Annotated in this window: 23 protein-coding genes and 3 pseudogenes; 16 read left to right on the top strand and 10 right to left on the bottom strand. The window is 69.6% G+C overall.

Features of this window, described 5'->3' with window-relative positions; genetic code table 11:
- Positions 1-66 precede the first annotated feature (66 nt).
- The 8 genes and pseudogenes from G5C60_RS50920 (at position 67) to G5C60_RS02695 (ending at position 6361) form a co-directional block, all read left to right on the top strand.
- On the top strand, positions 67-486 hold the full coding sequence (locus tag G5C60_RS50920; RefSeq protein WP_206439030.1) for a hypothetical protein: 420 nt from the start codon (positions 67-69) through the stop codon (positions 484-486).
- A complete protein-coding gene (locus G5C60_RS02720; protein ID WP_241266443.1) occupies positions 461-1021 on the top strand; it encodes an LUD domain-containing protein in 561 nt (186 codons plus the stop codon). The genes G5C60_RS50920 and G5C60_RS02720 overlap by 26 nt, the downstream gene beginning before the upstream one ends.
- 275 nt (positions 1022-1296) lie before the next feature.
- A pseudogene (locus tag G5C60_RS51455) lies at positions 1297-1584 on the top strand (GNAT family N-acetyltransferase); the annotation flags it as partial.
- Between the two features lie 11 nt (positions 1585-1595).
- Positions 1596-1742, top strand: coding sequence for a putative leader peptide (locus tag G5C60_RS53950; protein WP_420907335.1), 147 nt, complete (start codon positions 1596-1598; stop codon positions 1740-1742).
- A 132-nt stretch (positions 1743-1874) separates the two neighbouring features.
- Positions 1875-3092, top strand: a complete 1218-nt coding sequence (locus tag G5C60_RS02710) for an LLM class flavin-dependent oxidoreductase (RefSeq protein ID WP_165254532.1) — start codon at positions 1875-1877, stop codon at positions 3090-3092.
- A gap of 20 nt (positions 3093-3112) precedes the next feature.
- Positions 3113-4486 (top strand): NtaA/DmoA family FMN-dependent monooxygenase, encoded by a 1374-nt coding sequence (locus tag G5C60_RS02705; RefSeq protein WP_165254531.1) that lies wholly within the window; start codon positions 3113-3115, stop codon positions 4484-4486.
- Positions 4483-5220, top strand: a pseudogene (locus tag G5C60_RS02700) (LLM class flavin-dependent oxidoreductase). The gene G5C60_RS02705 and the pseudogene G5C60_RS02700 overlap by 4 nt, the downstream one beginning before the upstream one ends.
- Positions 5213-6361: an LLM class flavin-dependent oxidoreductase gene (locus G5C60_RS02695; RefSeq protein ID WP_165254530.1), complete on the top strand. Its 1149-nt coding sequence runs from the start codon at positions 5213-5215 to the stop codon at positions 6359-6361. Before G5C60_RS02700 ends, G5C60_RS02695 begins: the two are co-directional and overlap by 8 nt.
- 264 nt (positions 6362-6625) lie before the next feature.
- Here the strand turns inward: G5C60_RS02695 and G5C60_RS02690 are convergent, their stop codons facing one another.
- Positions 6626-7000, bottom strand: coding sequence for a MerR family transcriptional regulator (locus G5C60_RS02690; RefSeq protein WP_165254529.1), 375 nt, complete (start codon positions 6998-7000; stop codon positions 6626-6628).
- A 63-nt stretch (positions 7001-7063) separates the two neighbouring features.
- On the opposite strand from G5C60_RS02690, the gene G5C60_RS02685 reads away from it, so the two are divergent.
- Together G5C60_RS02685 and G5C60_RS02680 are read left to right on the top strand one after the other, a co-directional pair.
- Positions 7064-7753, top strand: coding sequence for an alpha/beta fold hydrolase (locus G5C60_RS02685; RefSeq protein WP_165254528.1), 690 nt, complete (start codon positions 7064-7066; stop codon positions 7751-7753).
- Positions 7750-8586: a TIGR03619 family F420-dependent LLM class oxidoreductase gene (locus tag G5C60_RS02680; RefSeq protein WP_165254527.1), complete on the top strand. Its 837-nt coding sequence runs from the start codon at positions 7750-7752 to the stop codon at positions 8584-8586. Before G5C60_RS02685 ends, G5C60_RS02680 begins: the two co-directional genes overlap by 4 nt.
- A gap of 300 nt (positions 8587-8886) precedes the next feature.
- Here the strand turns inward: G5C60_RS02680 and G5C60_RS02675 are convergent, their stop codons facing one another.
- The 5 genes from G5C60_RS02675 to G5C60_RS02655 all read right to left on the bottom strand — a co-directional run bounded on the left by G5C60_RS02675 (position 8887) and on the right by G5C60_RS02655 (position 15746).
- On the bottom strand, positions 8887-10596 hold the full coding sequence (locus G5C60_RS02675; RefSeq protein ID WP_165254526.1) for a dipeptide ABC transporter ATP-binding protein: 1710 nt from the start codon (positions 10594-10596) through the stop codon (positions 8887-8889).
- On the bottom strand, positions 10593-11606 hold the full coding sequence (locus G5C60_RS02670) for an ABC transporter permease (RefSeq protein ID WP_338145666.1): 1014 nt from the start codon (positions 11604-11606) through the stop codon (positions 10593-10595). Before G5C60_RS02670 ends, G5C60_RS02675 begins: the two co-directional genes overlap by 4 nt.
- Positions 11599-12588 carry an ABC transporter permease gene (locus G5C60_RS02665; protein WP_165254525.1) on the bottom strand — a complete coding sequence of 330 codons (990 nt, stop codon included), beginning with the start codon at positions 12586-12588 and terminating at the stop codon, positions 11599-11601. Before G5C60_RS02665 ends, G5C60_RS02670 begins: the two co-directional genes overlap by 8 nt.
- A complete protein-coding gene (locus G5C60_RS02660) occupies positions 12588-14315 on the bottom strand; it encodes an ABC transporter substrate-binding protein (RefSeq protein WP_165254524.1) in 1728 nt (575 codons plus the stop codon). The genes G5C60_RS02665 and G5C60_RS02660 overlap by 1 nt, the downstream gene beginning before the upstream one ends.
- A gap of 282 nt (positions 14316-14597) precedes the next feature.
- Positions 14598-15746, bottom strand: a complete 1149-nt coding sequence (locus G5C60_RS02655) for a hypothetical protein (RefSeq protein ID WP_165254523.1) — start codon at positions 15744-15746, stop codon at positions 14598-14600.
- Here G5C60_RS02655 and G5C60_RS02650 point away from each other — a divergent pair.
- The 4 genes and pseudogenes from G5C60_RS02650 (at position 15689) to G5C60_RS53525 (ending at position 18843) form a co-directional block, all read left to right on the top strand.
- Positions 15689-16441, top strand: coding sequence for a fibronectin type III-like domain-contianing protein (locus G5C60_RS02650; RefSeq protein WP_165254522.1), 753 nt, complete (start codon positions 15689-15691; stop codon positions 16439-16441). The two genes, G5C60_RS02655 and G5C60_RS02650, sit on opposite strands and share 58 nt — an antisense overlap.
- Before the next feature lie 278 nt (positions 16442-16719).
- Entirely contained in the window at positions 16720-17073 is a 354-nt protein-coding gene (locus G5C60_RS02645) for a hypothetical protein (protein ID WP_165254521.1), read from the top strand.
- A gap of 374 nt (positions 17074-17447) precedes the next feature.
- A pseudogene (locus G5C60_RS53945) lies at positions 17448-17916 on the top strand (transposase); the annotation flags it as partial.
- A 60-nt stretch (positions 17917-17976) separates the two neighbouring features.
- A complete protein-coding gene (locus G5C60_RS53525; protein WP_338145664.1) occupies positions 17977-18843 on the top strand; it encodes a helix-turn-helix domain-containing protein in 867 nt (288 codons plus the stop codon).
- A gap of 16 nt (positions 18844-18859) precedes the next feature.
- On the opposite strand, the gene def is transcribed toward G5C60_RS53525, so the two are convergent.
- On the bottom strand, positions 18860-19522 hold the full coding sequence (gene def, locus G5C60_RS02630; RefSeq protein ID WP_165254520.1) for a peptide deformylase: 663 nt from the start codon (positions 19520-19522) through the stop codon (positions 18860-18862).
- 82 nt (positions 19523-19604) lie between these two features.
- Between def and G5C60_RS02625 the strand changes: the two genes are divergently transcribed.
- Positions 19605-20186 carry a helix-turn-helix domain-containing protein gene (locus tag G5C60_RS02625; RefSeq protein ID WP_165254580.1) on the top strand — a complete coding sequence of 194 codons (582 nt, stop codon included), beginning with the start codon at positions 19605-19607 and terminating at the stop codon, positions 20184-20186.
- A 346-nt stretch (positions 20187-20532) separates the two neighbouring features.
- On the opposite strand, the gene G5C60_RS02620 is transcribed toward G5C60_RS02625, so the two are convergent.
- The gene (locus G5C60_RS02620; RefSeq protein WP_165254519.1) at positions 20533-22380 is read right to left on the bottom strand and encodes an MMPL family transporter; all 1848 of its coding nucleotides are present in this window, start codon (positions 22378-22380) and stop codon (positions 20533-20535) included.
- Here G5C60_RS02620 and G5C60_RS53520 point away from each other — a divergent pair.
- Complete coding sequence (locus tag G5C60_RS53520; RefSeq protein WP_338145663.1) at positions 22360-22602, top strand: flavin reductase; 243 nt, start codon at positions 22360-22362, stop codon at positions 22600-22602. The two genes, G5C60_RS02620 and G5C60_RS53520, sit on opposite strands and share 21 nt — an antisense overlap.
- Positions 22603-22621: 19 nt before the next feature.
- Here the strand turns inward: G5C60_RS53520 and G5C60_RS02610 are convergent, their stop codons facing one another.
- The gene (locus tag G5C60_RS02610; RefSeq protein ID WP_165254517.1) at positions 22622-23296 is read right to left on the bottom strand and encodes a 4'-phosphopantetheinyl transferase superfamily protein; all 675 of its coding nucleotides are present in this window, start codon (positions 23294-23296) and stop codon (positions 22622-22624) included.
- A gap of 56 nt (positions 23297-23352) precedes the next feature.
- Positions 23353-24045 (bottom strand): formylglycine-generating enzyme family protein, encoded by a 693-nt coding sequence (locus G5C60_RS02605; RefSeq protein ID WP_241266442.1) that lies wholly within the window; start codon positions 24043-24045, stop codon positions 23353-23355.
- Positions 24046-24191: the final 146 nt, after the last annotated feature.

Here is a 24191-nt window from a genome sequence, read left to right as displayed (position 1 = left end):
CGCACGTCCGCGAAGGAGTACGCGTGAAGCCGTTCAGAAACCTGTCATCCCGTCTGTCCTGTCCTGGTGGCGCTGGGCTCGGCCGTCCTGCCGGCCGCCTCCGTCACCGTCCCGTCCGCCGCGGCCGCCGTGGTGGAGGAGCAGCCGCGTTCGTCCGTAGTGCTCGACTGTTACGACACGACGGCGTCCACCATCGCGGCGGGCGGCGCCCCGACGCAGATCACGAACAGCCGGACCTGGGCCGTCAGTTGGCTCGCGGCGGCCCGAGCCACCCGTCAGGTGCCGTCCGGCGTCGACCGGCGCGACTTCCAGGAGAGTTCGACGGTTGCCGGACCGCCGGTTCGCACGGGTGGGGGCATGGGTGTCTCCTCGGACGGACAGCAGCAGGGTTCAAGCGCAGGCTTCGGCGACGCATCCGAGGGTGACCAGACGGAACCGATCCACCGCCGGGGAGACCCCTATGACCGTGCACGCACCCGCAGTTGACGAGACCTTCGCGATCCCCGCCGACGAGGCACGGCTGGACCGCGCGGCCGAGGCCCTGCGCGGCAACGGCTTCGTCGTGCACGTCGTGGACACCGTGACCGACGCGCGCGGACTCGTTCTTTCACTCGTCCCGGACGGGGAGTCGGTGTTCACGGCGTCGAGCGAGACGCTGAGGCTGACAGGCATCACCGAGGCCGTCGACGACTCCGGCCGTTTGCACTGCGTACGGACCACCGCGGGTGACCTGGGCGAAGACGTCAACGCCCGTATCCGGCTGGCCGCGACGCCCGACGTCGTGGTGGGCAGTGTGCACGCGGTCTCCGAGGACGGCGTTCTGTTGGTCGGCTCCGCGACCGGCAGCCAGCTCGCCCCGTACGCGTCGGGCGCCCGCAAGCGATCTGGGTGGTCGGAGCCCAGAAGATCGTCCCTGACGTGGCGACCGGGCTGCGCCGCATCCGGGACTGCAGTCTGCCCACGGAGTGGCGCCGACTGCAGGAGAACTACGGCCAGATCTCGTTCATCGGCAAGATCCTGATCCTGGAGCGCGAAGCCCTCCCCAAGCGTGGCGTGGTCGTCCTGATCCGCGATGCTGTCGGCTTCTGGGCCCCTTCCCGTCGGCCGACCAGACCGGAGCCGACCCGACCCGGCGGAATTTCATGCAGCTGCAATGATTCACCCCTGAACTGCCTGTTAGACATGGTGGGGTGATCCCCCCAGCGCCGGCCAACCCGAGCACACACCTCCTGGACAACGCGGTCTGGGCCGCACTGGCCTGCCCGCACGCCCGCTTCGCCGAGCGAAGCGAGGTGGGGGTCCCTCCCGGCCGGAGGCTGGGGGAGGCTGAGGCTGCCCGGCTGGACGGAGATCAGCGCCGTCTGCACCGACTCGGCGTACCGCGGCCGGGGACCGGCCACCCGACTGTGGTGCGCGCGGTCGCCGCGGGCATCCGGGAACGCGGGGACGCCCCGCTGCTGCGCCTGAGCGACCAACACGCACGCGATCCGGCTGTACGAGTCGATCGGCTTCACCCTGCGCCGCCGGACGAGGATCCTCCAGGTGCGCACCCCAGGAACACACCGCGGAGCCGGGGCGTTGTGACTCACGACGCAATGTGCAGTACGGCGCGGCGGACGGAGGTGCGGCACATGCGACACCTGCCCCACCCTCGTGTCCTGAACCCGCGCCGCGTCGTCCGCCTCCACTCCCGGCCGCACATAGATCTGCAGCGCGTGGCCGGCGCGCTCTGTCGCCCCTGACCTTCCTCTGGGGCCCCGGCCGGAGGCTGGGGGACTTCGGCCGGGGGACCCCGTCCCGCGCTCGTCACCGCCGTGCCCCTCCCTGCGCGAGGGGCGGCGATTTCGTAAGGACTTCCAGGAAGGCACCCACTCGTGTCGTCAACACCCCCTTCTTCCCTGCATCTTGCCGTCGCCCTGGACGGCACCGGCTGGCATCCGGCCTCCTGGCGCGAGCCGGTGGCCCGTCCCCGGGACCTGTTCGCCGCCGGATACTGGGCCGACCTGGCCGCCGAGGCCGAGCGCGGCCTGCTCGACTTCGTGACCATCGAGGACGGACTCGGCCCGCAGTCCTCCCATTTCCTGGACCCGGACGAGCGCACCGACCAGGTGCGCGGCCGTCTGGACGCCGTCCTGATCGCGGCCCGCATCGCCCCGCTGTCCCGGCACATAGGCCTGGTCCCGACCACAGTGGTCACCCATACGGAGCCGTTCCACATCTCCAAGGCGATCGCCACCCTTGACTACGTCAGCACCGGCCGGGCGGGCCTGCGGGTGCAGATCACCGCGCGCCCGAACGAGGCCGTGCACTTCGGCCGCCGCACCATCCCCCGAATCGACGCCTACGACAGCCCGGCCGCGCAGGACCTGATGACCGATCTCTTCGACGAGGCCGCCGACTACGTGGAAGTCGTACGCCGGCTCTGGGACAGCTGGGAGGACGACGCGGAGATCCGGGACGTCTCCACCGGCCGCTTCATCGACCGCGACAAGCTGCACTACATCGACTTCCAGGGCAGGCACTTCAGCGTGAAGGGCCCGTCCATCACCCCTCGCCCGCCGCAGGGACAGCCCGTCGTCACCGCCCTCGCCCACCAGACCGTCCCGTACCGTCTGGTGGCCCGCCAGGCCGACATCGGCTACGTCACCCCGCACGATGCCGGCCAGGCCCGCGCCATCGTCGAGGAAATCCGTGCCGAGCAGGAGGTGGCAGGCCGTGCCGACCAGCCCCTGCACATCTTCGGTGACCTGGTGGTCTTCCTGGACGACACCCCGGCCGCCGCGACGGCTCGACGCGAGCGCCTCGACGCCCTCGCGGGAGAGCCGTACACGAGCGACGCCCACATCTTCACCGGCACGCCCGTCCAACTCGCCGATCTGCTCCAGGAGTTGCAGTCGGCCGGTCTCACCGGCTTCCGGCTGCGTCCGGCCGTCCTCGGCCACGACCTCCCGGCGATCACCCGGGGTCTGGTCCCCGAACTCCAGCGCCGGGGCGCCTTCCGCCGCGCCTACGAGGCCGACACCCTGCGCGGACTGCTGGGCCTGGCCCGCCCCGCCAACCGCTACGCCGCTGCCACAGCTGCCACTGCCTGAGCCGGAGGGACCGTACGACCATGAGCAAGCCGCTGAAGCAGATCCACCTGGCCGCCCACTTCCCCGGCGTCAACAACACCACCGTGTGGAGCGACCCTGAGGCCGGCAGCCACATCGAGTTCAGCTCCTTCGCGCACTTCGCCCGGACCGCAGAACGCGCCAGGTTCGACTTCCTGTTCCTCGCCGAGGGACTCAGGCTCCGGGAGCAGGGCGGGAAGATCTACGACCTGGACGTCGTGGGCCGACCCGACACCTTCACCGTTCTCGCGGCGCTCGCCGCCGTGACCGAGCATCTCGGTCTGACCGGCACCATCAACTCCACCTTCAACGAGCCCTACGAGGTGGCCCGCCAGTTCGCCGGCCTGGATCACCTCTCCGGCGGCCGCTCCGCCTGGAACGTGGTCACCTCCTGGGACGCCTTCACCGGCGAGAACTTCCGCCGTGGCGGGTTCCTGCCGCAGGAGGAGCGCTACTCCCGGGCCAAGGAGTTCCTGGCCACGGCGAACGAACTCTTCGACTCCTGGCACGGCGACGAGATCCTCGCCGACCAGGAGACCGGCACTTTCCTGCGGGACGCCAAGGCGGGCGCCTTCGTCCACAGTGGGCAACACTTCGACATCCACGGCCAGTTCAACGTCCCGCGCTCCCCGCAGGGCCGTCCGGTCATCTTCCAGGCGGGCGACTCCGACGAGGGGCGCGAGTTCGCCGCGTCCAGCGCTGACGCGATCTTCAGCCGGTACGCCACGCTGGAGGCGGGCCAGGCCTTCTACACTGACGTCAAGAACCGCCTCGCCAAGTATGGCCGCGACCCCGACCAGTTGCTCATCCTGCCGGCCGCCACCTTCACGCTCGCCGACACGGATGCCGAGGCGGAGGAGCTGGCCAAGGAGGTGCGCCGCCAGCAGGTCAGCGGGGCCACCGCCCTCAAGCATCTGGAGTTCGTCTGGAACCGGGACCTGTCCTCCTATGACCCGGACGGGCCGCTCCCCGACATCGACCCGGACGTCAGTGACAACCACATCTCCAAGGGCCGGGCCCAGGTCCGCATGTACCGGGACCCGCTGGCCACTGCCCGCGAGTGGCGCGAGCTCGCCGCCGCCAACAACTGGTCGATCCGCGACCTGGTCATCGAGACCGGCAACCGGCAGAACTTCATCGGTTCGGCGGAGACCATCGCCCGCACCATCAACGAGTTTGTGCAGACCGACGCCAGTGACGGCTTCATCTTCGTCCCGCACATCACTCCCACCGGCCTCGACGCCTTCGCCGACAAGGTCGTCCCGCTTCTCCAGGAACAGGGCGTGTTCCGCACCGAGTACGAGGGCCCGACCCTGCGCCACCACCTCGGCCTCGCCCACCCGGACGACGTCCGCGACGAGCGGGCGGCGTCGTGAAGTTCCTCCCGATCACCCTGATCGTGCACTGCCCGGATCCGATCACGGGCCTTCAGAAGCCGACCCACGACCGTTTCCGTGAGGTCCTCGACAACGCCCTGCTCGCCGAGGAGCTGGGCTTCGACGGCTTCGGCGTGGAGCGTCACGAGCGGCCGTTCACCTCCTCCTCGCCGACCGTGGTCCTCAGCCACATCGCGGCACTGACCCGGCGCATCCGGCTGTTCACCGCAGCGCTGAAGGACGCCGAGGTGTGGCCGCGGCCCTGCCAGCAGCCCGTCCGGGTCTGGCACGGCAGCGCCACCAGCAAGGAGTCGGCGGACCTGGCCGCCGTCGGCGCGGGCACGGCGGGCATCTAGGTGGCTCGAACGTCCCAGGAGGCGATCACCACGTACCGGCAGGTGTTCGGGGCCAGCCTGGCTTTCCAGAAACGGCTGGGCCTCATGCCGGTCTTCTCGACCGTCGAGGACTTCGTCGAGCGCAGCTCGGCCCTGATCGGCAGCCCGCAGCAGATCATCGACAAGGTGCACCGCTACCACGAGCAGTTCGGCCACACGGTGCTGCATCTGCACGCGGACGCCGGCGGATTGACGGACAGGCAGCACCGCGACTCGCTGGAACTCTTCCAGTCCGAGGCAGCTCCGGTGCTGCGACGCGGGATCCCCGACCCGCCGTTCCCATGGGGCCCGGTCCTTCCGGTGCCACCGATCCCTGAGGAGGAGCCCGCCCGTGTCTGACATCCCTCTCGGCGTACTCGACCTGGTCCCGATCCCGTCCGGCTCGACGGCGGCCGATGCCCTGCGCAACTCCATCGACCTCGCCCAGCAGGCCGAGCGTCTCGGATACGCCCGCTACTGGTTCGCCGAGCACCACCTCAACCCCGGCGTGGCCGGCACGTCCCCTGCCGTCGTCCTGGCCCTGACCGCCTCCGCCACCTCCACCATCCGGCTCGGCTCCGGCGCCGTACAGCTCGGACACCGCACCGCGCTGTCCACAGTGGAGGAGTTCGGCCTGCTCGACGCACTGCACCCCGGCCGGTTCGACCTCGGCCTGGGGCGCTCCGGCGGCCGTCCACCGGGAGAGAAGGCGGCCCCGCTGCCGACGGCGACCCCGGTCGTCGACGGCCGTGCCCCGAACGGCCTGCTCATCCCTCCCCGCTTCTCCTTCGAGTACCTGCTTCGCTCGCCCCGGATCGCCCTGCAGCGCAAGCTGCTCCTGCTGCCGAACGCCGAGTCGCAGGACTACGCCGAGCAGATCGACGACCTGCTCTCCCTCCTGGCAGGCACCTATCGCTCCCCGGAGGGCGTCGAGGCGCACGTCGTCCCGGGCGAGGGCGCCGACGTGGAGGTGTGGATCCTGGGCAGCAGCGGCGGCCAGAGCGCGGAGGTCGCGGGCGGACGAGGCCTGCGCTTCGCCGCGAACTACCACGTCAGCCCGGCCACGGTCCTGGAAGCGGTGGACGGCTACCGGGCCTTCTTCCAGCCTTCCGAGTTCCTCGACAAGCCGTACGTCAGCGTGTCGGCCGACGTCGTCGTCGCCGAGGACGACGCAAGCGCCCGCGAACTCGCCACCGGCTACGGCCCGTGGGTCCGCAGCATCCGCACCGCCGAGGGCGCCATCGAGTTCCCGACGCCGGAGGAGGCGCGGGCCCACGCGTGGCCGGACGAGGATCGCGCACTCGTCCAGGACCGCCTCGACACGCAGTTCGTCGGCTCCGCGGGCCGGGTGGCCGATCAGCTGGAACAGCTCCAGGAGGCCACGGGCGCGGAGGAGTTGCTCATCACGACGATCACCCACGACCATGCGGACCGGGTCCGCTCGTACGAACTGCTGGCGGAAGAATGGCGCCGCCGGGGTCACTCCTTCCGGTCGGGCTGATGCTCGGGAGTGCCCACCGACCGGCCCCGTACGCGATGGCTTCGGCGCGGCCCGTCTCGTCGCCGCGCCGATAGCGGAAGACCTTCCCCGCGAAGACGACCACGCGCTCGTCACCGGCGGTGAAGGTGGAAGCGACGGATCGACCCGATGGCTGACATCCCGTGTCAGCCATACGGTGACGAAGTGGCGATCGCGCGATGAGAGCGGACCGCCTGCTGTTGCTGCTGAGCTCCTGCAGTCAGCGTGGAAGGCGGCCAGTACCCTTCAGCGGGCCCGCGCCCGTCTCTGCCGCGCCTCGGTCGCGTCACGGAACGCGGCCAGCGCGGCCCGGCGGCGGCGCAGATACTCGATGTCCGCGTCCATTCGCTCCAGGTGCGCGGTCATCGTCCGCAGCACCTCCGGGCAGGGGTCGATCCCCGGCCCTGCGTCGGTGGCGCACGGCAGCATCTCGCGGATGGCGTCGGTGGTCAGCCCGGCCGCCAGCATGCCCCGGATGCGGGCGACGACGTACGGGGCGTCGGGCGCGTACACGCGGTATCCGCTGCTGTCGCGGTCGGGGCACAGCAGGCCCTGCTCCTCGTAGTACCGCAGCAGCCGGGCCGCGACTCCGGTCCGCCGTGCCAGCTCGCCTATCCGCATCGATTCTCCTCGCCACACCTGGACTTGACCTTCACACCGGTGTGATGGGTCAACGTACGAGGCATGCGCGATTCATTCCACGTCCTCGCCACCACCGTCACCGGAACCGGCCCAGGACTGCTGCTCGCCCACGGCGCCACCGGCAGCATCGAAAGCAACTTCGCCCCGGTCCTGCCCGCTCTCGCCGCCACCCGCACCGTCGTCGCCCCGGACTACCCCGGCTCGGGAGAGACCCCGGTCGCCGCTCTCCCACTGGACCTCGATGAGCTCACGGACGCGGTCGTCGACTCCGCCGTTCGGCGCGGCGTCGGGCGGTTCGCGGTGCTCGGCTTCTCGCTCGGCACGCTGGTGGCGGTGCGCGCCGCCGTACGCCATCCCGAGCGGGTGACCGCGCTCGTCCTGACCGCCGGGTTCGCGCGGCCCGACGACCACCTGCTCGGCCTCCTCCCCGGCTGGCGGGCCGAGGTGCCGCCCGAGCTCCACCCGCACATCGACCTGATCCCCTCCCTCGACACCACCGGTGACCTGGCCGGGGTCGCCGTCCCGACGCTGGTCGTCGCGGCGACCAGCGACAGCATGGTCCTGCCTGCGGGCTCACGCGCCCTGGCGGCCGGGATCCGGGGCGCGCGGTACACGGAGATCGACAGCGACCACGTGGTCATGGTCGAGCGGCCGGAGGAGTGGCTGAAGCCCGTCCTCGACTTTCTCCACCCCCTCTCGTTTTCGGACGGGACGGACGGTGAGGGGGAGTGAAGCTACAGGTCATCCTCCCGAACGAGACCGCGGGCGCCGACCCGCGCCGACTCGCCGACCTGGCACAGCAGGCCGAGGCCCTTGGCTACGACACGGCATGGCTCCCCGATCACATCCTGCCGCCCGGCGAGTACGGCCCGGTGTACGGAGGGGTCCTCGAACCGCTGGTCACCATGGGCTGGCTGGCAGCCGCGACCACTCGGATCCGGTTTGGCACCTCTGTACTCGTCCTGCCCATGCGCAATCCTTTCGTGGTGGCCAAACAGGTCGCGACCCTCCACAGACTGTCCGGCGGGCGGATCACCCTGGGTGTGGGGATCGGTTGGGACGAGCGCGAGTTCACCGCCGTCGGCGCCGACTTCAGGAGCCGGGCGGCCCGCACGGACGAGGCCGTCGCACTGCTGCGGCACCTGTTCCGGGCCGGCCAAGGTCCCTTCGAAGGCCGTTGGTACGGCTTCGAGACGGGCGTCTTCGAGCCGCGCCCCGACGGTCCGGTGCCGGTGATGACCGGCGGTGTCACCGACGCCGCCCTGCGCCGGGCGGCCCGGTATGCCGACGTCTGGCAGGGCGTGGGCCTGGACCCGGCGGCGTTCGGCGAACGGCTGGCGTACCTGCGAGCTCGTACAGACGGCCGCACCGTGTCCGCCGGCACCCGGATCGACTGGCACGGCCCGGACCGCACCGTCGGCGAGGCCGCCCACACGGCTGAGGCCTTCCGGGCCGCCGGGGCCGAACACCTCGCGGTGCACTTCGGCGACCCTGACGGGTACGCCCGGCGGATGGCCGCCTTCGCTCGGGCGCTGCCGGCCGACCCGGCGGTGCGGAGCCTCTGATCACGAGCATGGGTGACGGTCGATAGGTGCCGGGCCGGGGGAGGGGGAGGACTTGGAGCGTCCGCCCCCAGCCATGACCCTCCCCGGCCAGGACCAGCCGTGGTTGCCCCGGCCACATCGGGGCAACCACGGCGGACACGCACCGGACAGGCTCATCGTTCGGATCAGTGAAACCTAATGATCCCGTGACGGAGTGTCACGTGCGCGCCCGGCGCCCAGGCGACGTCGGGCACCCTCCTCACCAGGGCACGAAGACGATCGGCTCACACGCCTGAGCAACGCTCAGGATCACTGAGCCAATCAGAGACGCCACCCGGCAGCCGCCCTGAGTACCCTGCCGCCGTCGCTGCTTCTGCGAGCCGCACGTCGCAGGGTCGCTTCCGCCGGGTCGAGCACCGGGACAGCTGCCAGCAGGGCCTTGGTGTAGGGATCCTGGGGGGCGTCGTAGACCGCGTCTGCAGAGCCCTCCTCGACGACGGTGCCCTGGCGCATGACCACCACCCGGTCGCTGGCCTGTCGCACCACCGCAAGGTCATGGGCGATCAGCACCAGGCCGAGCCCGAGGTCGCGTTGGAGCTCTGCCAGGAGGTCCAGGACCTGCGCCTGGGTGGTGACGTCGAGTGCGGAGACCGGTTCGTCGCACACGATGAGCCTGGGGCCGGGTGCGAGCGCCCGGGCGATACCGACGCGCTGGCGCTGACCGCCGCTGAACTCGTGCGGATAGCGGTGGTACCACCGCGGGTCGAGCCCGACGCGCTCCAGGAGTTTCCGCACGCGCCGTGTGATCTCCGCGTCGGTGAGGGTTCCGGCGGCGCGCAGCGGGTCGGCGACGGATTCGCCGATGCTGCGGCGCGGGTTGAGCGAGGAGACCGGGTCCTGGAAAACCATCTGCAGGTCGCTGCGGATACCGGTCAACTCGCGCCCGGCGTAACGGACGGAGCCGGCGCTCGGCTCCAGCAGACGGACCAGCATCCGGCCCAGTGTGGTCTTGCCGCTGCCCGACTCACCGACGATCCCGAGGGTCTCTCCCTGCGCCACGGTCAGCGACACACCGTCCACGGCGACCGTGCGGTCCTTCCTGCGCCCGAACTCCCTGCGCACCTCCACCGCTTCCAGCAGGACGTCTCCGCCGGATGCGCCGGAGACGGCAGCCACGGAGGCGACCGGGGTACGACGGGTCTCCACCCGGGGCACGGCGGCCAGCAGTTCGCGGGTGTACGGCTGCTGCGGGGCGCTGAGGACCGTGCCGACCGGGCCGTGCTCGACGGCGCGCCCGTTCTTCATGACCAGCATGTCCTCCACGCTGCCCGCCATCACACCCAGGTCGTGGGAGACCAGGATCAGGCCCATGCCGGTCTCCTCGCGCAGGTCGTGCAGCAGGTCGAGGATCTGGGCCTGGACCGTCACGTCCAAAGCGGTGGTCGGCTCGTCGGCCACCAGCACCCGCGGTTCGCAGGCGAGCGCCATCGCGATCAGGGCGCGCTGCCGCATGCCGCCGCTGAACTCGTGCGGCCGGGACCGGGAGCGGCGTGCCGCGTCGGGGATGCCGACTCTGTCCAGCACACTCACCGCGCGCTGCCGCGCCGCGCGCCGGGAGACATGCGGCGCGTGGGTCCGGTGGACCTCGGCGATCTGGTCGCCGACGGCCATGTAGGGGTCGAGGGAGGACAGCGGATCCTGGAACACCATGGCGGCGGTGCCGCCGCGCAGACGTCGCAACTCCCGTACGGACGCGGTCCCTACGTCGGTTCCGCCGACCCGTACGGTGCCCGTCAGGCGTGCTCCGGTGCCGCGATGGAGGCCCAGCAGCGCCGCGGCGACCGTGCTCTTCCCGGAACCGGACTCGCCCACGATGCCGAGCGCCTGCCCGGCGGTGAGCCGGAAGGAGAGGTCGTCGACCGCCCGTACGGTCTCCTCGCTCGTGGGGAAGTCGACGGTCAGTCCTTGGACGTCGATCAGCGGTTCGGCGGTCTCCGCTGCAGAACCCGCAGCCCGCTGCTCCGGTGTCATGACAGGACCACCCTTCGGTCGGCCATGGCGTAGAGGACGTCCGCGACGGCGTTGGCGAGAACCACGGCTGTCCCGATGACGAGGACCACACCGACGACGACCGGCAGGTCGACGGAGCGGACGCTCTCGATGAGGAGTCGGCCAAGGCCCGGGAGGCCGAAGAGCTGCTCGGTGAGCATCGCGCCGCCCATCATCGTTCCCAGGTCCAGGGCGCTCAGGGCGATCACGGGAGGCAGCGCCCCGCGCAGCGCGTGCCGGGCGACGACGGCACGTTCACTCACCCCGTACGCACGGAAGGTGCGGATGTGGTCCTCGGCGAGGACCTCCAGGGTGGAGGAACGCGTGAGCCGGGCGTACTTCGCGCTCTCGAAGAGGCCCAGCGTCAGCCAGGGCAGCAGCATGTTCCAGGCCCACTGCTCGGGGTCCTGGGCCAGCGGGACGTACGACGGGAACGGCAGCCACTGCAGATAGGCGCACACGGACATGAGCAGCAGCAGACCCAGGATGAAGACCGGCGTGCCGGTCCCGGCCAGAGTCAGGACGGTCAGCACGCGCTCGGTCGCCCCTCCCCGCCGCAGTGCGGACAACAGCCCCGTACCGACACCCAGCGCCAGCCACACCACCATCGCGCCGAAGGCGAGCGAGGCGGTGGCCGGGAGCCCTTCCACGATCAGCGAGGTGACCTGCTGGTCGTTCTGGTGGGACAAGCCCAGGCAGGGCGCGGAGCAGTGCTGCAGCGAGGTGCCCGCCGAGTAGTCGCGGCCCGCGAACACGCCCTGCAGGAAGTGCAGATACTGGGCATGCGCCGGCTCGTCGAGCCCCAGTCGCTCGCGCACCTGCGCCACCTGGGCCGGACTGCAGCGCTCTCCGCACGCGAGCTGGGCCGGGTTGCCGGGGACGAGATAGAAGAGCGCGTACAGGACGACGGACAGCACCAGCAGGACCAGTACGGCACCCAGCAGGCGTTTCGCCGCGAAGCGCACGCCCGGGAACGGGAAACGGTCAGTCACGGGTCTTCTCCTTGCGGGTGCCCACCCGAAGACGGCTCGCCTCGCGCGGGTCGAGTGCGGTGCGCACCGCGTCGCCCAGCACGGTGAAGGCGAGGACGGTGACGAACAGCAGCCCGGACGGCAGCAGGACGTACATCGGGTCGGCACGGAACCAGGTGGTCGCCGTCGACAGCATCTGACCCCACGAGGGCGTGGGCGGCTTCACGCCGATGCCGAGGAACGACAGCGACGCCTCCAGCACGATGTTCGACGGCAGGAGGATGGCCGCGTAGGTGATGACGGGCGCCGCGAGCGACGGCAGCAGCTCCCGCCGGACCACACGCAACGGGCCCGAGCCGCCCAGCCGGGCCGCGGCGACGAAGTCGAGACGGCGCAGGGTCAGGGTCTGAGCCCGTACGACCCGGGAGGTGCCGCCCCAGTTGAGGACGCCCATGACGAGGACGAGCAGTAGCGGGCGCGGGAAGTCGTCGGGCACCACGGTGGTCAGCGCGATGGCGAGAACCAGCATCGGCAGCGCCACCATCACATCGGTGACCCGGCTGAGGACCTGGTCCGCCCACCTGCTGCCGAGCGCCGCGGCCAGGCCCACACTCACACCGATCACCACCTGCAGCACCGTCGCCCCCGCCGCCACGAGCAGCGACACCCGGGCCCCGTACACCAGCCGGGCGAACAGGTCGCGCCCGGTGCCCGGTTCGACCCCCAGCCAGTGCTCGCCGCTGACACCGCCGAAGGAACCCTTCGGTGCGCCGCCGCTCGCGGAGTCGACCAGCTCGTCGTGGTAGGTGTACGGGTCCTGTCCGGCGAGCGCCGTGAGCAGCGGCGCGGCGAGTGCGGCGAGGATCAGCGCGGCGAGCACCGCGCCCGCGACGACGGCCGAGGGCCGGGTGCGCAGCCTGCGCCACGCACCGCGGGCCCCCGCCGCCGGCCCCGGGGCGGCCGGTTCGCCCGCCCCGGGAGTCAACACGTCCTGCACAGTCATTACTTGACCGCCACCAGCGAGATGTCGAGGACGCCGGTCCAGTCGCTGATGACGACGTTCTTGATGTCCTTGCCGACCAGCCGCTGGTAGACCGGGTGGTAGAGCGGCACGGTGAGGGCCTGCTCACCGATCTTCTGGTCCAGGGCGCCCCACCGCTCGGCCGCTGCGTTCAGGTCGGTGAGCTCGTGGATCGCGTCGAACTCCTTGTTGATCGCGGGGTCGTTGAACTGCGCGTGGTTGAAGTTGGAGCCGTCCTTGACGATCTGCCGGCCGTCGAAGATCGGGGCGAGGAACGGGTAGCCGGCGGGCCAGTCGGCGCCCCAGCGGGTGAGGAAGAAACCGGGGGTGCCGTCGGCGTCCCAGCGCTCCTCGTTGTAGGCGTTGCCCTCCAGGCCCTTGAGCTTCACCGTGATGCCGGCCTTCGCCAGGGACTGCTGGACGGCCGAGGCGACCTTGGGTCCCATCTCGCCCTCGTCGGTGGAGTGGGTGAGGGTCACGGAGAGCCCGCTCTTGTAACCGGCCTTCGCCAGCACCTCCTTGGCCTTCGCCGGGTCGCCGTTCTTGCCCGCCGGGAAGTGGTCGTACGGCGTGTAGCCGAAGGCCTTCTGGTTCGGCAGGAAGGTGGTGGCGGGCTCGGCGAGCGAGGAACCGCCCACGGCGTTGATGACGCTGCTGCGCCCGATGGCGTACGAGATCGCCTGCCGCACCTCGGGCTTGTCGAACGGCTTCACCTTCGGGTTGAACGCCAGGTAGTTGGTGTAGCCGAAGTGCCCGACGCCGACCCGGGACTTCAGGGCCTTGTCCTGGCCGGTCTGGGCGAGCTCGGCGGGACCGAGGTTCGTGTCCGTCGTGACCGCACGCGCGTCGTCCCCCGAACTGGTCGACAGCCGCTGGTTGATGACCGCCGGGTCGAGTCCGGAGCGCACGTCGACGGTGTCGGCGTATGCCTTGCGCTGGTCGTCGGCCTTTTCGGACCAGTGGGGGTTGCGCTCCAGCTGGAGCCGTTCGCCGTCGTTGGTGTTCTTGACGACCTTGTACGGTCCGGAGGAGATCGGGTGTTCCTCGTACTTGGTGCCGGTGTCCTTGTCCTTGGGCACGGGCGCGAACTGGGTCTGGGTCGCCAGGTAGGGGAAGTCGCCGACAGGCTTCTTCAGCTTGAAAACGATGGTCCGTTCGTCCGGCGTCTCGATGGAGTCGAGCGTCTTCTTGCCCGAGCCGGACTCGTAGGGGCCCTGGTAGGTGTCGCCGCCGATCAGCCAGTCGCGCAAGTACGGGGCCCCGCCGGAGAGTTCGGCGGCGAAGGACCGCTCCACGCCGTACTTGATGTCGGCGGACGTGATGGCGGAGCCGTCCTCGAACTTCAGCCCCTCCTTGAGCGTGTACGTCCACACCGTGGCGTTCTTGCTGGGGGTGCCGAGGTCCGTGGCGAGGTCGGGGACCACCTTCGTGCCCGCGGCACCGGCCGCCCGGTTGCGGGTCGTCAGCGTACGGAAGACCAGCGAGGGGACGTTGCCGCCGCCGGAGGTGTACAGGCGGGCCGGGTCGAAGTCCGATTGAGCCTCGGAGTTGAGCACGGTGAGCTTGCCGCCCTTGGCGGGCTTTCCGTCGCCCCCTCCGGAATCCGCGGCGTTGTCCTTCGGCCCGGAGCAGCCCGCGAGTCCTCCAAGGAGGGCGAGGCTGACGGCGGTCACGGTGGCGCGCTGGGATATCAGTCTGCGTTCACGCATGGGGGATGGATGCCTTTCGAGGCTGGAGTGCCGTCGGAAGGCAGTGAACAGCCGGCTGTGAGCGCTGAGTTGTGCGAGACCGCACCGACGACACAAGAAGTGGGGTTGTGCCGGATTGGGCTCGGGATGGTGACAACGGGGAGGCGAGGAACGCCTCTTCGAGCCCGGGACTCAGCGACAGTCGATGTCGGACACCGCGTGCGCGTGCACACCGATGAGCACAAGGCAGAAGCCGGCGCTTTCGGAGAGACGGTGAGGCGACATGAGGAGAAGCTTGATCGATCAGGTCGCGCGGGACAATGCAGTATCGGGATGTGAGACACCGGCTCTCGCATCCCGATACCGCGTATGCGGATCGTGCACGACCGCAGCAGCCGGCGGGTTCAGGTCGGCACGGCACGTCCTTGTGCCGGACGCCGTCAGGACGCCTTCCGCGGGCCAGGGTGTGATCCCAGGGATCGGCAGCGTACGGAGTACGGTCTTCGCCGAAAGCCCTCCCTCTGCGCAGACTTCGCCCTTGGTGAGCGTCGCGAAGGGGTACTCCACACGAATAGTTGGGTCCGGGTCCTCTTCCCCTGTCGACACCTCGGCGATCACCTGATTGAGGTGATGCGGCGTCCACGGGTGCACCGATCGGGTTGAGCAGGATCCCGATCTGGCGGCGGACAGTGGTGGGTTGAGCGCGAGCTGGCCGTTCTCCGGCAGGTGGACGACCGAGATGCGTTCCGCTGCGGCCCCATGCACGGCGGTCGCCGCGTACAGGAGGCCGCGCGAGCGTGTGGAGCGATCCGGCCGCAGGCCCGTGCCGCGAGGGCCGCGTACTGTCTGGCTTTGGTCGAGGCGGCGCACGGGGCGCTCGCGCAGGCCGTACACGGCGTCGTACACGTGGTCCTGTTCGGTCTCGAAGTTCCTTTCCTCGAACATGGCGAGGAGCAGGGCGCGCGGGCTGCGTATCGTGGCGCGCTGGGCCGCCCAGCCGAGGGAGTCGAGTCCGCCGGAGAACAGGGCGACTTCTCGTGCGTACTGCTCGACGGGGAAAGAGATCGGTCCCCCGCGGACCAGCTTCCCGCCCGACGGACGAAACGAGATCTCCCAGCGGTCCCCAGTAACCATCGCCGGCAATGCGGTGAGGGAGGGCAAGGCACGCTGCCAGCGGTCCGGGTTGGCGACCGGCACCGACAGGGCGATGTGCCGAGTCCAGCGGTCGAAGCCGTTCCTGCGGTTGGTGTACCGGTCCGCTGCGAAGACTGCGCGCGCTACTCGCTGAAGGTCGTCCGCCCAGTCCGGGGCCGAGGCGAACAGCGCCCGGCGGTCCGGGGCGCGGGCTGAGCGCTCCCAGTAGACGGCGTCGCTGAGGGGCTGCCAGGGGTCCGATGGAGCTGCGGCGCCAGGATGGGGAAGCCAGTAGAACCGGGCCTGTTCCTCTGTCACGCGGCGGGCTCCCCTTCATACGACTCCACGACGCACCGTCCGATCCCCTGTCGTCCGTCGTACTCGCCCAGTCCAAGCCGAGCACCCTCCCGGACTCGGCACTGAACGCGGCGGCACTCATCGAGGCGTTCAACCCGGGCATGCGCGGCGGCCGCGCCATCGCCGAATTCTGCCTCGGACTCATCGAACCCAGCGGCCGGCTCCCGGTCTCCTTCGCACGCCACGTCGGGCAGCAACCGGTCTTCTACAACCAGGTGCGAGGCCAGCACGGGAACCGCTACGCGGATCTCACCCAGGACCCGATGTTCGCGTTCGGTGAGGGCCTCTCCTACACCACCGTCACCTACTCCGACCTTGTCGTGCAGGAGGAAGACGTCGCCGTCGACGGCACCGTCGACGCCACGGTGCGGCTCACCAACAGCGGCAGCCGCCGGGCCCTGGAAACGGTCCAGGCATACATCAGCGACCTGACCACCAGCGTCACCTGGGCCGAGCAGGAGCTGAAGGCTTTCGCTCAGGTCGAAATCCGTCCCGGCGCAAGCCTGGACGTCCACCTCAGCATCCCTGCCTCGCAGTGCTCACTGGTCACGGCCGACAACCGCCGAGTGGTCGAACCAGGTGAGTTCACACTCCGCGTCGGCCCCAGCTCACGGCGGGAGCAACAGCTCAGCGCAGGATTCCGCATCCGGCTCTGAAGGCCGAATACGAACTTGAAGACCCCCCGCCCCGCCGGCCCGCCGCCCCGCCAACCCGAGGGTCGGCGGGGCGGACTCCCTCTGTCGTCCGCCCCTGCTTTTCGCCTTCTTTGGGGCAGCGTGCCTGCGTCCTGTGGACCGCTCTAACCGCTCGGCGCCGTTGCCAGTCAGCCGCTCGTCCCACCCGCCGCGGCGTGGCGGTCCCCCTCGGTCTGCATTGGTCTTGTCCCGGCGGTTGAGCTGTGGCTGACTGGCAACGGCGCCGAGCGGGAGTGGGCATGGGCAACTGGGTCGTGATCGCGGAGTACTACAGCGACGTGCACAGGACCGAGTTCATCGCCCGTGGGCAGGAAACGAAGGACCAGGCACTGCAGGCACTCCGTGCTGCCCTCCACACGTATGTGCCGAGCAAAAATATCGTCGAGAAGCGGCGCCACGTGTACCGCTTCGCCGACCAGGAGTCATACCTGGTGGTGATCAAAGGCAGGCTGACGGAGTGGGAGTGCACCCTGCGCATCGCGGAGCTGGTCTCGGACTCGACCGACCCGGCCGTGGCCAAGCGGGCGCAGATGGAAGACGGCGCGGCAGAGGTGGCTGACGGGCCGCAGGACCGGATCCCGCCCGGCTACTGAGCGACAGACCGAACTCCGCTCGGGTCAGTCGCCCTGCAGAAACCGCGGCCTTGTGTTCAGCCGGGTCAACCGCGGCGCTCGAGCGACCGACTAAAGCACTCAGCGACCAGATCAGCCGTGTCCTGTCGCACTGATGCTGTCCGTGGATCTTGTGCTGATCCGCGGGTTTGCCAGGATGGTTGGGAATTCTTCACTCAGAGGGCGGTATGAGGCTCGATGCCCGTTACGGGTGCTGCTGCGCCTGGTCGCCCCGGGTGACGGTACCTCCGACACCCGCCGACCCGCCGAAAGGGGAGAACTGCAAGGCACCGGCCAGCAGGAGACCTTGGTCGTAGGCCGCTGATAGGAGCCAACTGCGTGGCTGGGGGCTGAAGATGACTGCGCGCCGTCCGTGTCCGCCCGCGCCGGGTCCGTTGGAGAAGTACGCGGCCCAGTTCGACGACCTCTTCTTCGGCCTGGCCCAGCGGCGGGGTTTTCGCGAGTACCTGACGGGCTGCTGGCGCCGCGGGAGCGGAACAAGACGATCACCCGTCTGGCCGGGGCGGAGCCGGTGGCCGGTGCGGGCATGCCGGGGGTGCAGCGGTGCAGCTCTTCCTGTCCGAGTCGCCCTGGGCGGCCGAGCAGGTCAATGACCGGGGGCTGGAACTGCTGCGTGAGCAGTCGGCGACTGCTCCACACGACGGCGGGGTCATCGCGATCGACGACTCCGGGGACCGCAAAGACGGCACGGCCACCGCGCACGTGGGCCGGCAGTGGCTGGGCCGGTTGGGCAAGACGCACAACGGCATCGTCACGGTGACCACGGTGTGGACCGACGGCCGCGTGTACTACGCGCTGCACGCATAGCCGTACACCCCCGCACACCACTTCGCCCGTGGCCGCTCCGTCCCGGCTTTTCGCACAGTGATTGCCAGCGGCCTGGAAACAACAGGTCATGACCTGGAGAAGATCGACATCCGCATTCTTCATCAAATGATCCGTTCACCGTCCATGACGACGGAGCAGGCCGCCCGCGAACTCGGGACGTCACATGAAGCTGTCCGAGTTCTGCTGCACCGGTCTCCCGCACCGGCCCAGCCGAGGCCACGCAGTCGCCGGCGGAACGACGGCGAGGCCATGCGGATCGCGAAGCATGCCTTCCCGCCGGACGAGTTCCGGCGGCTCTACTACGCAGAACGTCTCGGCCTCCGCCAGATCGCGGACCTCGCTGGCGTCAGCCGCAACGTTACGAGGCGTCTCGCCGAGCAGTACTGCATCGAGATCCGCGAGCCCAACGCAACGGGCCCGCGCAAGGGCTACGTCGACGGAGCATGGCTCCGCGAGCAGTACTTGGTCCACGGCCGGACCCTGGCAGAGCTCGGCCGCGAGAAGGGCCTCAGCCCCACGACCATGACCCGCTGGGCCAAGCTGCACGGAATCCCCGTGACCAAGGTGAACGGGCACACCCGCCCCGAACTCGCGCAGTTGGCAGCTCAGGCCAGAGAGGCACCGGAAATCCTCCGTCCTGCCTTCACGGGACCCGGCGCATGGGACCGCCTTCGCGAGTTCGCCGCAGTGGCGCACTATCGAACGCTCAAGGAAGCAGCCGAAGCGCTCGGGACCCATCACACCGCACTGATCACCAGGATCGGGAGGCTGAAACGAGAGATCGGGCACCCGCTCTTCATCCGCGCAACCACGGCATCACCGATGAGACTGACCCCACTCGGCGAAGCTGTTGTCGCAGCGATCCACTCAGCGACGGGACCAATGGTCCGCACCCCTGGCTAGACGCTAATGCGGCGTCTCACCGACCCAAACTGGCGGCCTTGATCGCGCGTTGCGCGAAGACGTCCTCCCTGCGGTCTTCCATCTGCCGCAACGCGTCCTTGCGGTCCCGCTTGGAGAGCCGATCAAGATACGTGTGGCCGATAAGGTGATCGGTCTCATGCTGCAGACACCGGGCAAAGTAACCCAATCCCTCAATGACGAGAGGGTCGCCGTCCTTGTCGAACCCACGAGCGACAGCACGATCGGTGCGGGGAACCGCCATGGCGGCACCGGGCACGGACAGGCAGCCCTCGAATTCGTCAACGAGTCGCCGACTCCCTGGATCGGGCAGGTCCAGAACCGGGTTGATGATGTGACCGACATGCCGGATTCCATAGTCGTCCGGGCAGTCGTACACGAATAGGTGTAGGCCAACGCCAACCTGGTTGGCGGCCAGGCCGGCACCGTCGGCGACATACATGGTCAGGAACATGTCGTCGATTAACGCCGACAACTCCGGAGTCCCGAACTCGGTCACCTCCCGGCGCGGACGGCTCAGCACCTCCTCGCCCACGACCGTGACCCTGCGAACCGAACCCCGTCCCGCCTCTGGCGGCAGAGCCGGATAGGTGTCCACCGGGCGGCCTTGCACACGGACTCGTCGGTCGACGGAATGGGACCGCTCGTGACGAACAGACATGACTGTCTCCCTTTTGCGCACGCCACAGATGCCGTGGTGGTCACCGCAGCTGATCGCCTTCAGCAGGACTATCACTTGCAAAGTGACTGAAGATGACGTCAACACCCCGGACGACCAGGCGGCAGGCAGCGGCGAAGAATTGCGTGAGCACGAAGTCCGCACAGCCCTGCTGGACCTGCTCGCTGAAGTCGGCACCGTCACGGCGACCGAAGCCGCCTCCCGGCTGGGTTACAGCTCTGGCCTCTGCTCATTCCACCTACGCCAGCTCGCACGCCACGGATACATCGAAGAAGCCCCCCACCGCGGGGGCCGCGCACGGCCATGGCGTCTGAGGCAGCACACCCCCGCTGCCGACGGTCCCATGGCGGAGGAGCAGTTCGGCGACTTGGCTCGTGGGCTGGAGGACGAAAGCTGGCAGCGATGGCTGACCCAGCGAGATGAAGCGCCGTCCGAATGGCGCCACGACGAAGCCTTCAGCGCCGTCGCCTACCTGACACCCGAAGAGATGAGCCGGGTCGCGGACGTGATCCGACGGGCCCTCGCGCCCTACCAGGACCGCGAACAACGCCCCCTGGCCCGGCCCGACGGCGCTCGACCGGTGGCCCTCATCACCCGACTGTTCCCCCTGCTTCCCCACACAGCAGACGGCGCGGACCAGGACTGAGGAGTGGTCGGCCGTTCTGCACTCACCTGAGGAAATGACACGACGCTGAGACAGCAGGCACATGACTCGACGTGAGACAGCCTGAAAACGTCCAGGTCACCGCGTCGCCGCATGACACAGCGGCTGAGAACCTACGCTTCCAGGTCGATTCTGTGTCAAGTCTGAGCGTGTTGCCGGGTGCACCGTCAGGTCCAACCGCGGCCGACTCAAAACTTGTCCCGCTGATTAGCGGGCATCGATCTGGCACTCGGCCTGCGCGGCATGGAACAAGCGGGTTGGCACCCATCACTTTGGTCCCGTCCTGCCGCGACCGCCTCGGCGATAGCCACAAACAACAGGACCCTTGTCAGGAGCGGTTCTCGTACCACGACATCCGCGACGTGATGAGGGGTGGTTCCGGGAGGCGGTTGGTGGGCCCGGCAACGGCGATCGCGGCGCGTGGGGTGACCGCGACCGCGACACACGAGATCCCTGCCTGCTGGCTGTCCAGGTCGAGGGCGAAGCCGCGGTGCTTGGCGTCGGCGATCTCCTGTGCGTGGCGTTCCCACCGATCCGGGTCATCGGCGCGGACCAAGTGAGCGAGGTCGGCGTTGGCTGTGAGCAGGGCGTGGCCGAGCGCCTCGCCGATCAGCGGCTTTCGCTCGCCGGGCCTGATGGCGAGGTGCAGGGGCTGGTCCGATTGCACGGCGTCCACGCACAGGTAGTCGGTGCCGGTGGCGAACGCGAGGAAGGTGGACTCGCCCGATGCCTGGCTCACCTTCTGGAGTACGGGCCGGATGCGGGCGCGCAGGGCGTGTTCTGCCTCGGCGTCCAGGCGCAGCAGGCGGTTGAGCTTGCCGGTCAGCCGGTAGGCGGCGCCCTTCTTGTCCTGGGTGATGTAGCCGAGCCCTTCGAGGGAGGCGAGCAGATTGTGGGCGGTGCTTCGGTTCAGGCCGGCGCCGTCGGCGAGTTTGCTCAACCGTGCGCCTTCGGGGTGCGTCGCGATGCGTTCCAGCAGGTCGAAAGCCCGCTGCACGGACTGGACGGTCCACAGAACGAGGAGCCGGAGCGCGTCATGGGACGGCGTGCCGGGCTCGGCCGTCCACACAACAAGCTGCTGATCGCGGTCGGCGGTGCCGGTGAGCGCGTCCCACCGAAGGGTGAGGTCGCCGACGGTGGGGTGATGCAGGTGCTGGGCGCCGGTCCACTTTTCCGTCACGCGGTCGTCCGCCCACCACCGCCGGAAGTCCTCGTCGCGCACCGACAGTTCACCGACGAGCAGGGCCAGACGCGGGTCGTCCGGCCGGCGCGCCGCCTCCCCTCGCAGGCGGGCCACTACGGCGCGAGCGATGTCCGCCCAGTCCCGGTACAGCGTGCGCATCGCAGGATCGGTGAACCCGAGGACGGCCGGGACCAGCGTCAGGCACACCAGCACCGCGACCAGAACCGTCGCAGCGGCGGCGAGCCCCATCTTGGTGAGCAGCGGAATGCCGACGACGGACTGCCCCGCCAGCGCGATGACGACAGTGAGGCCGGCGAAGACGACCGCCGAACCGGCCGTACCGGCAGCGAGACCTGTTGCCTCCCGCGGCGTGTGCCCCTTCGCGCACTCCTCCCGATACCGGGAGACGACGAACAGGGCGTAATCGATGCCGCAGGCCAGACCGAGCATGGTGGCCAGGGTGCCGGTGCTCTCGGACAGGCCGAACGCCTCCGACGCGGCTATGACCCCGGCCACGCTGACGCCGACACCGAGGGTCGCGGTCAGCAGCGGCAACCCGGCGGCGGCCAGCGACCCGAAGGTGATCAGCAGGACCACGGTGGCCACCGCGATGCCGATCACCTTGACCGCACCGCCAGCCGAGGGCTGGGTGGCCAGCGTGTCGCCGCCGACCTCGACGGGCAGGCCCGCATCCCGGGCCCCGTCGATGGCGCGCTCCAGGTGCTTCTTGCTCGCATCGGTCAGGTCGTCGGCGCCGGCCTTGAAGCTGACGGTCGCGTACGCCGTCGTACCGTCCCTGCTCATCGCCTTCGCCTGGAAGGGGTCGACGGCACTGGCGACCTGGGAGCCGTGCATGGTGAAGCCCTCATCCGCAACGGCGGGCGCCTTCGAAGCGGCGAAACCGGCGGCGCCCAGTACCGCCACCCACAACAAGGTGACGAACCAACGCCACCGGAAGGCCGCACGGCCCAGGTGATAAAGGACAGTTGCCATGGCTGGATACGCCTTCACTTCACCCAGTGGCGCGGTGGCGGACCGCCCTGCCTGGACGATGCGCACGTGTCCCTGCACTGCGCGGCGTTGGACACGATCCCGGTGGGTGACCACGAGCTGCTGGCGGGCAGGGTCATCGACGCACGGTTTCCAAGCTCCGAGGGCGCACCGCTGGTCTGGTACGGGAGGGCCTTCGGCTCCGTGACGGCCGGCCGAGAGTGACTGACTGAAGCCGTGACGGTCACGGCGCCGTGGTCCGCCGCAGGGCGATCGCGGTGAGCAGTATGCCCTGGCGGGAGAGCCACCGGCCGTTGAACCCTTCGATGCGCTCCCCGTCGGCGGTGGGGCCCAGGACGAGCAGTCGCGCGGAGAAGGTGCCGGAGTCGGGGTCGATGCGGATGTCCGCCTCGTCGAAGTCGAGTTCGCGCTTGGCGAGCGGGAACCAGATCTTGAACACCGTCTCCTTGGCGCTGAACAACAACCGGTCCCAGCAGACTCCGGGAGAGGACTGCGTCAACGCGTGTACCCGCGCCTGCTCCTGGGGCAGCGAGATGAACTCCAGCAAATTCTCCGCCAGGGGAAGGTCGGGTTCGGCGTCGATGCCGAGCCCGACGAACGCGGAGGAGCGGCCCACGGCGGCGGCCCGGAACCCGGGACAGTGGGTCAAGCTGCCGACGATGCCGTCGGGCCACAGCGGTTCACCACGCGCGCCCGACAGCACGGGCGCCGGCGGCACGCCCAGTTCGCTCATGGCGCGGCGCGCGCACATGCGGACGTTTGCGTATTCCTGTCGACGCTTCGGCTTGGCGCTCGCGACGGCGGCGGCCTCCTGCGGGTACAGGGCGGTCAGCGCCGCGCCGTAGTCGACGAAGGTGCTGCCCGTGCCGATGGGCGAAGGCAGTAACTCATCGATCACCACAACACCCCATGTCCCACGCCCCCCGTTCCCGAGCTTTCTTCCACCTGCCGCGCTCACAGCGATCGGGCGAGCCTGAATCCGAGGTCGTCGATGGCGAGGGTCGGGTGGCTCTTGCGGCGGCACGACGCCCGGCACCCCCGGGGCTGATCGAAGAAGCCGCCGCCGCGGAAGACGCGGTACGGGCCGTAGACCCGGGGGTCGTAGACGTCCCAGCACCACTCCCAGACATTGCCGATCACGTCGTGGAGGCCCCACGCGTTCGGCTCCCGCTGCGCGACGTCGTGCAGCTCGCCCCCGGAGTTGCCGCGATACCACGCGATCTCGTCCAGCTCTCCGTAGCGGACGTCCGAACTCCCGGCGCGACAGGCGAACTCCCATTCCGCCTCGGACGGAAGACGGTAGCCGTTGGCCGCCCAGTCGCAGACCACGTCCTCCGCGTCGCGGCTGTCGCCCATCGAGTAGCAGGGATCGAGCCCGGCCACCTGCGAGAACAGGTTGCAGAACCGGACGGCGTCCTTCCATGAGACCTCGGTCACCGGCGTTCGAGGCCCCGCTGAGCTCTCCGGCGCCTCGCCCAGCACAGCGGCGTACAGCTCGCGGGTGACCGGAGTCGGCGCCAACTGGAAGGCGGCGACCTCGACCTTCCAGTCCGTCATCGTGCCCTCGTCCCGCAGCACGATCTCTCCGGCGGGCAGGTCGATCATGGGTTCGGCGGCTAACCGACGCAGCGTTGATTCATGGCTCATCGCAGTCCTACTCCTACACACTCGGTTCGTGGTCCTCAACGGGGCGATTGCCGTCAAGGCACCCGCAGATGCACAAGTAGATCACCAAGGGCACGCGGACACCGACCACGGCCACATCTGTGCGCGGAGGAGGGAGCGTGACCGCG

Origin of the sequence: Streptomyces scabichelini, assembly GCF_011045015.1 — a bacterium.
Classification (GTDB): Bacteria; Actinomycetota; Actinomycetes; order Streptomycetales; family Streptomycetaceae; genus Streptomyces; species Streptomyces scabichelini.
This window is presented reverse-complemented; position numbering and strand designations above follow the sequence as displayed.

Coding starts and splice junctions, on each gene's coding strand:
- G5C60_RS02705 (WP_165254531.1), top strand. CDS start 3,113: ATGAGCAAGCCGCTGAAGCAGATCCACCTGGCCGCCCACTTCCCCGGC.
- G5C60_RS02720 (WP_241266443.1), top strand. CDS start 461: ATGACCGTGCACGCACCCGCAGTTGACGAGACCTTCGCGATCCCCGCC.
- G5C60_RS02620 (WP_165254519.1), bottom strand. CDS start 22,380: ATGGCAACTGTCCTTTATCACCTGGGCCGTGCGGCCTTCCGGTGGCGT.
- G5C60_RS02690 (WP_165254529.1), bottom strand. CDS start 7,000: ATGCGGATAGGCGAGCTGGCACGGCGGACCGGAGTCGCGGCCCGGCTG.
- def (WP_165254520.1), bottom strand. CDS start 19,522: ATGTCTGTTCGTCACGAGCGGTCCCATTCCGTCGACCGACGAGTCCGT.
- G5C60_RS02605 (WP_241266442.1), bottom strand. CDS start 24,045: ATGAGCCATGAATCAACGCTGCGTCGGTTAGCCGCCGAACCCATGATC.
- G5C60_RS02645 (WP_165254521.1), top strand. CDS start 16,720: ATGGGCAACTGGGTCGTGATCGCGGAGTACTACAGCGACGTGCACAGG.
- G5C60_RS02650 (WP_165254522.1), top strand. CDS start 15,689: ATGGAGCTGCGGCGCCAGGATGGGGAAGCCAGTAGAACCGGGCCTGTT.
- G5C60_RS02685 (WP_165254528.1), top strand. CDS start 7,064: ATGCGCGATTCATTCCACGTCCTCGCCACCACCGTCACCGGAACCGGC.
- G5C60_RS02675 (WP_165254526.1), bottom strand. CDS start 10,596: ATGACACCGGAGCAGCGGGCTGCGGGTTCTGCAGCGGAGACCGCCGAA.
- G5C60_RS02665 (WP_165254525.1), bottom strand. CDS start 12,588: ATGACTGTGCAGGACGTGTTGACTCCCGGGGCGGGCGAACCGGCCGCC.
- G5C60_RS02660 (WP_165254524.1), bottom strand. CDS start 14,315: ATGCGTGAACGCAGACTGATATCCCAGCGCGCCACCGTGACCGCCGTC.
- G5C60_RS53950 (WP_420907335.1), top strand. CDS start 1,596: ATGTGCAGTACGGCGCGGCGGACGGAGGTGCGGCACATGCGACACCTG.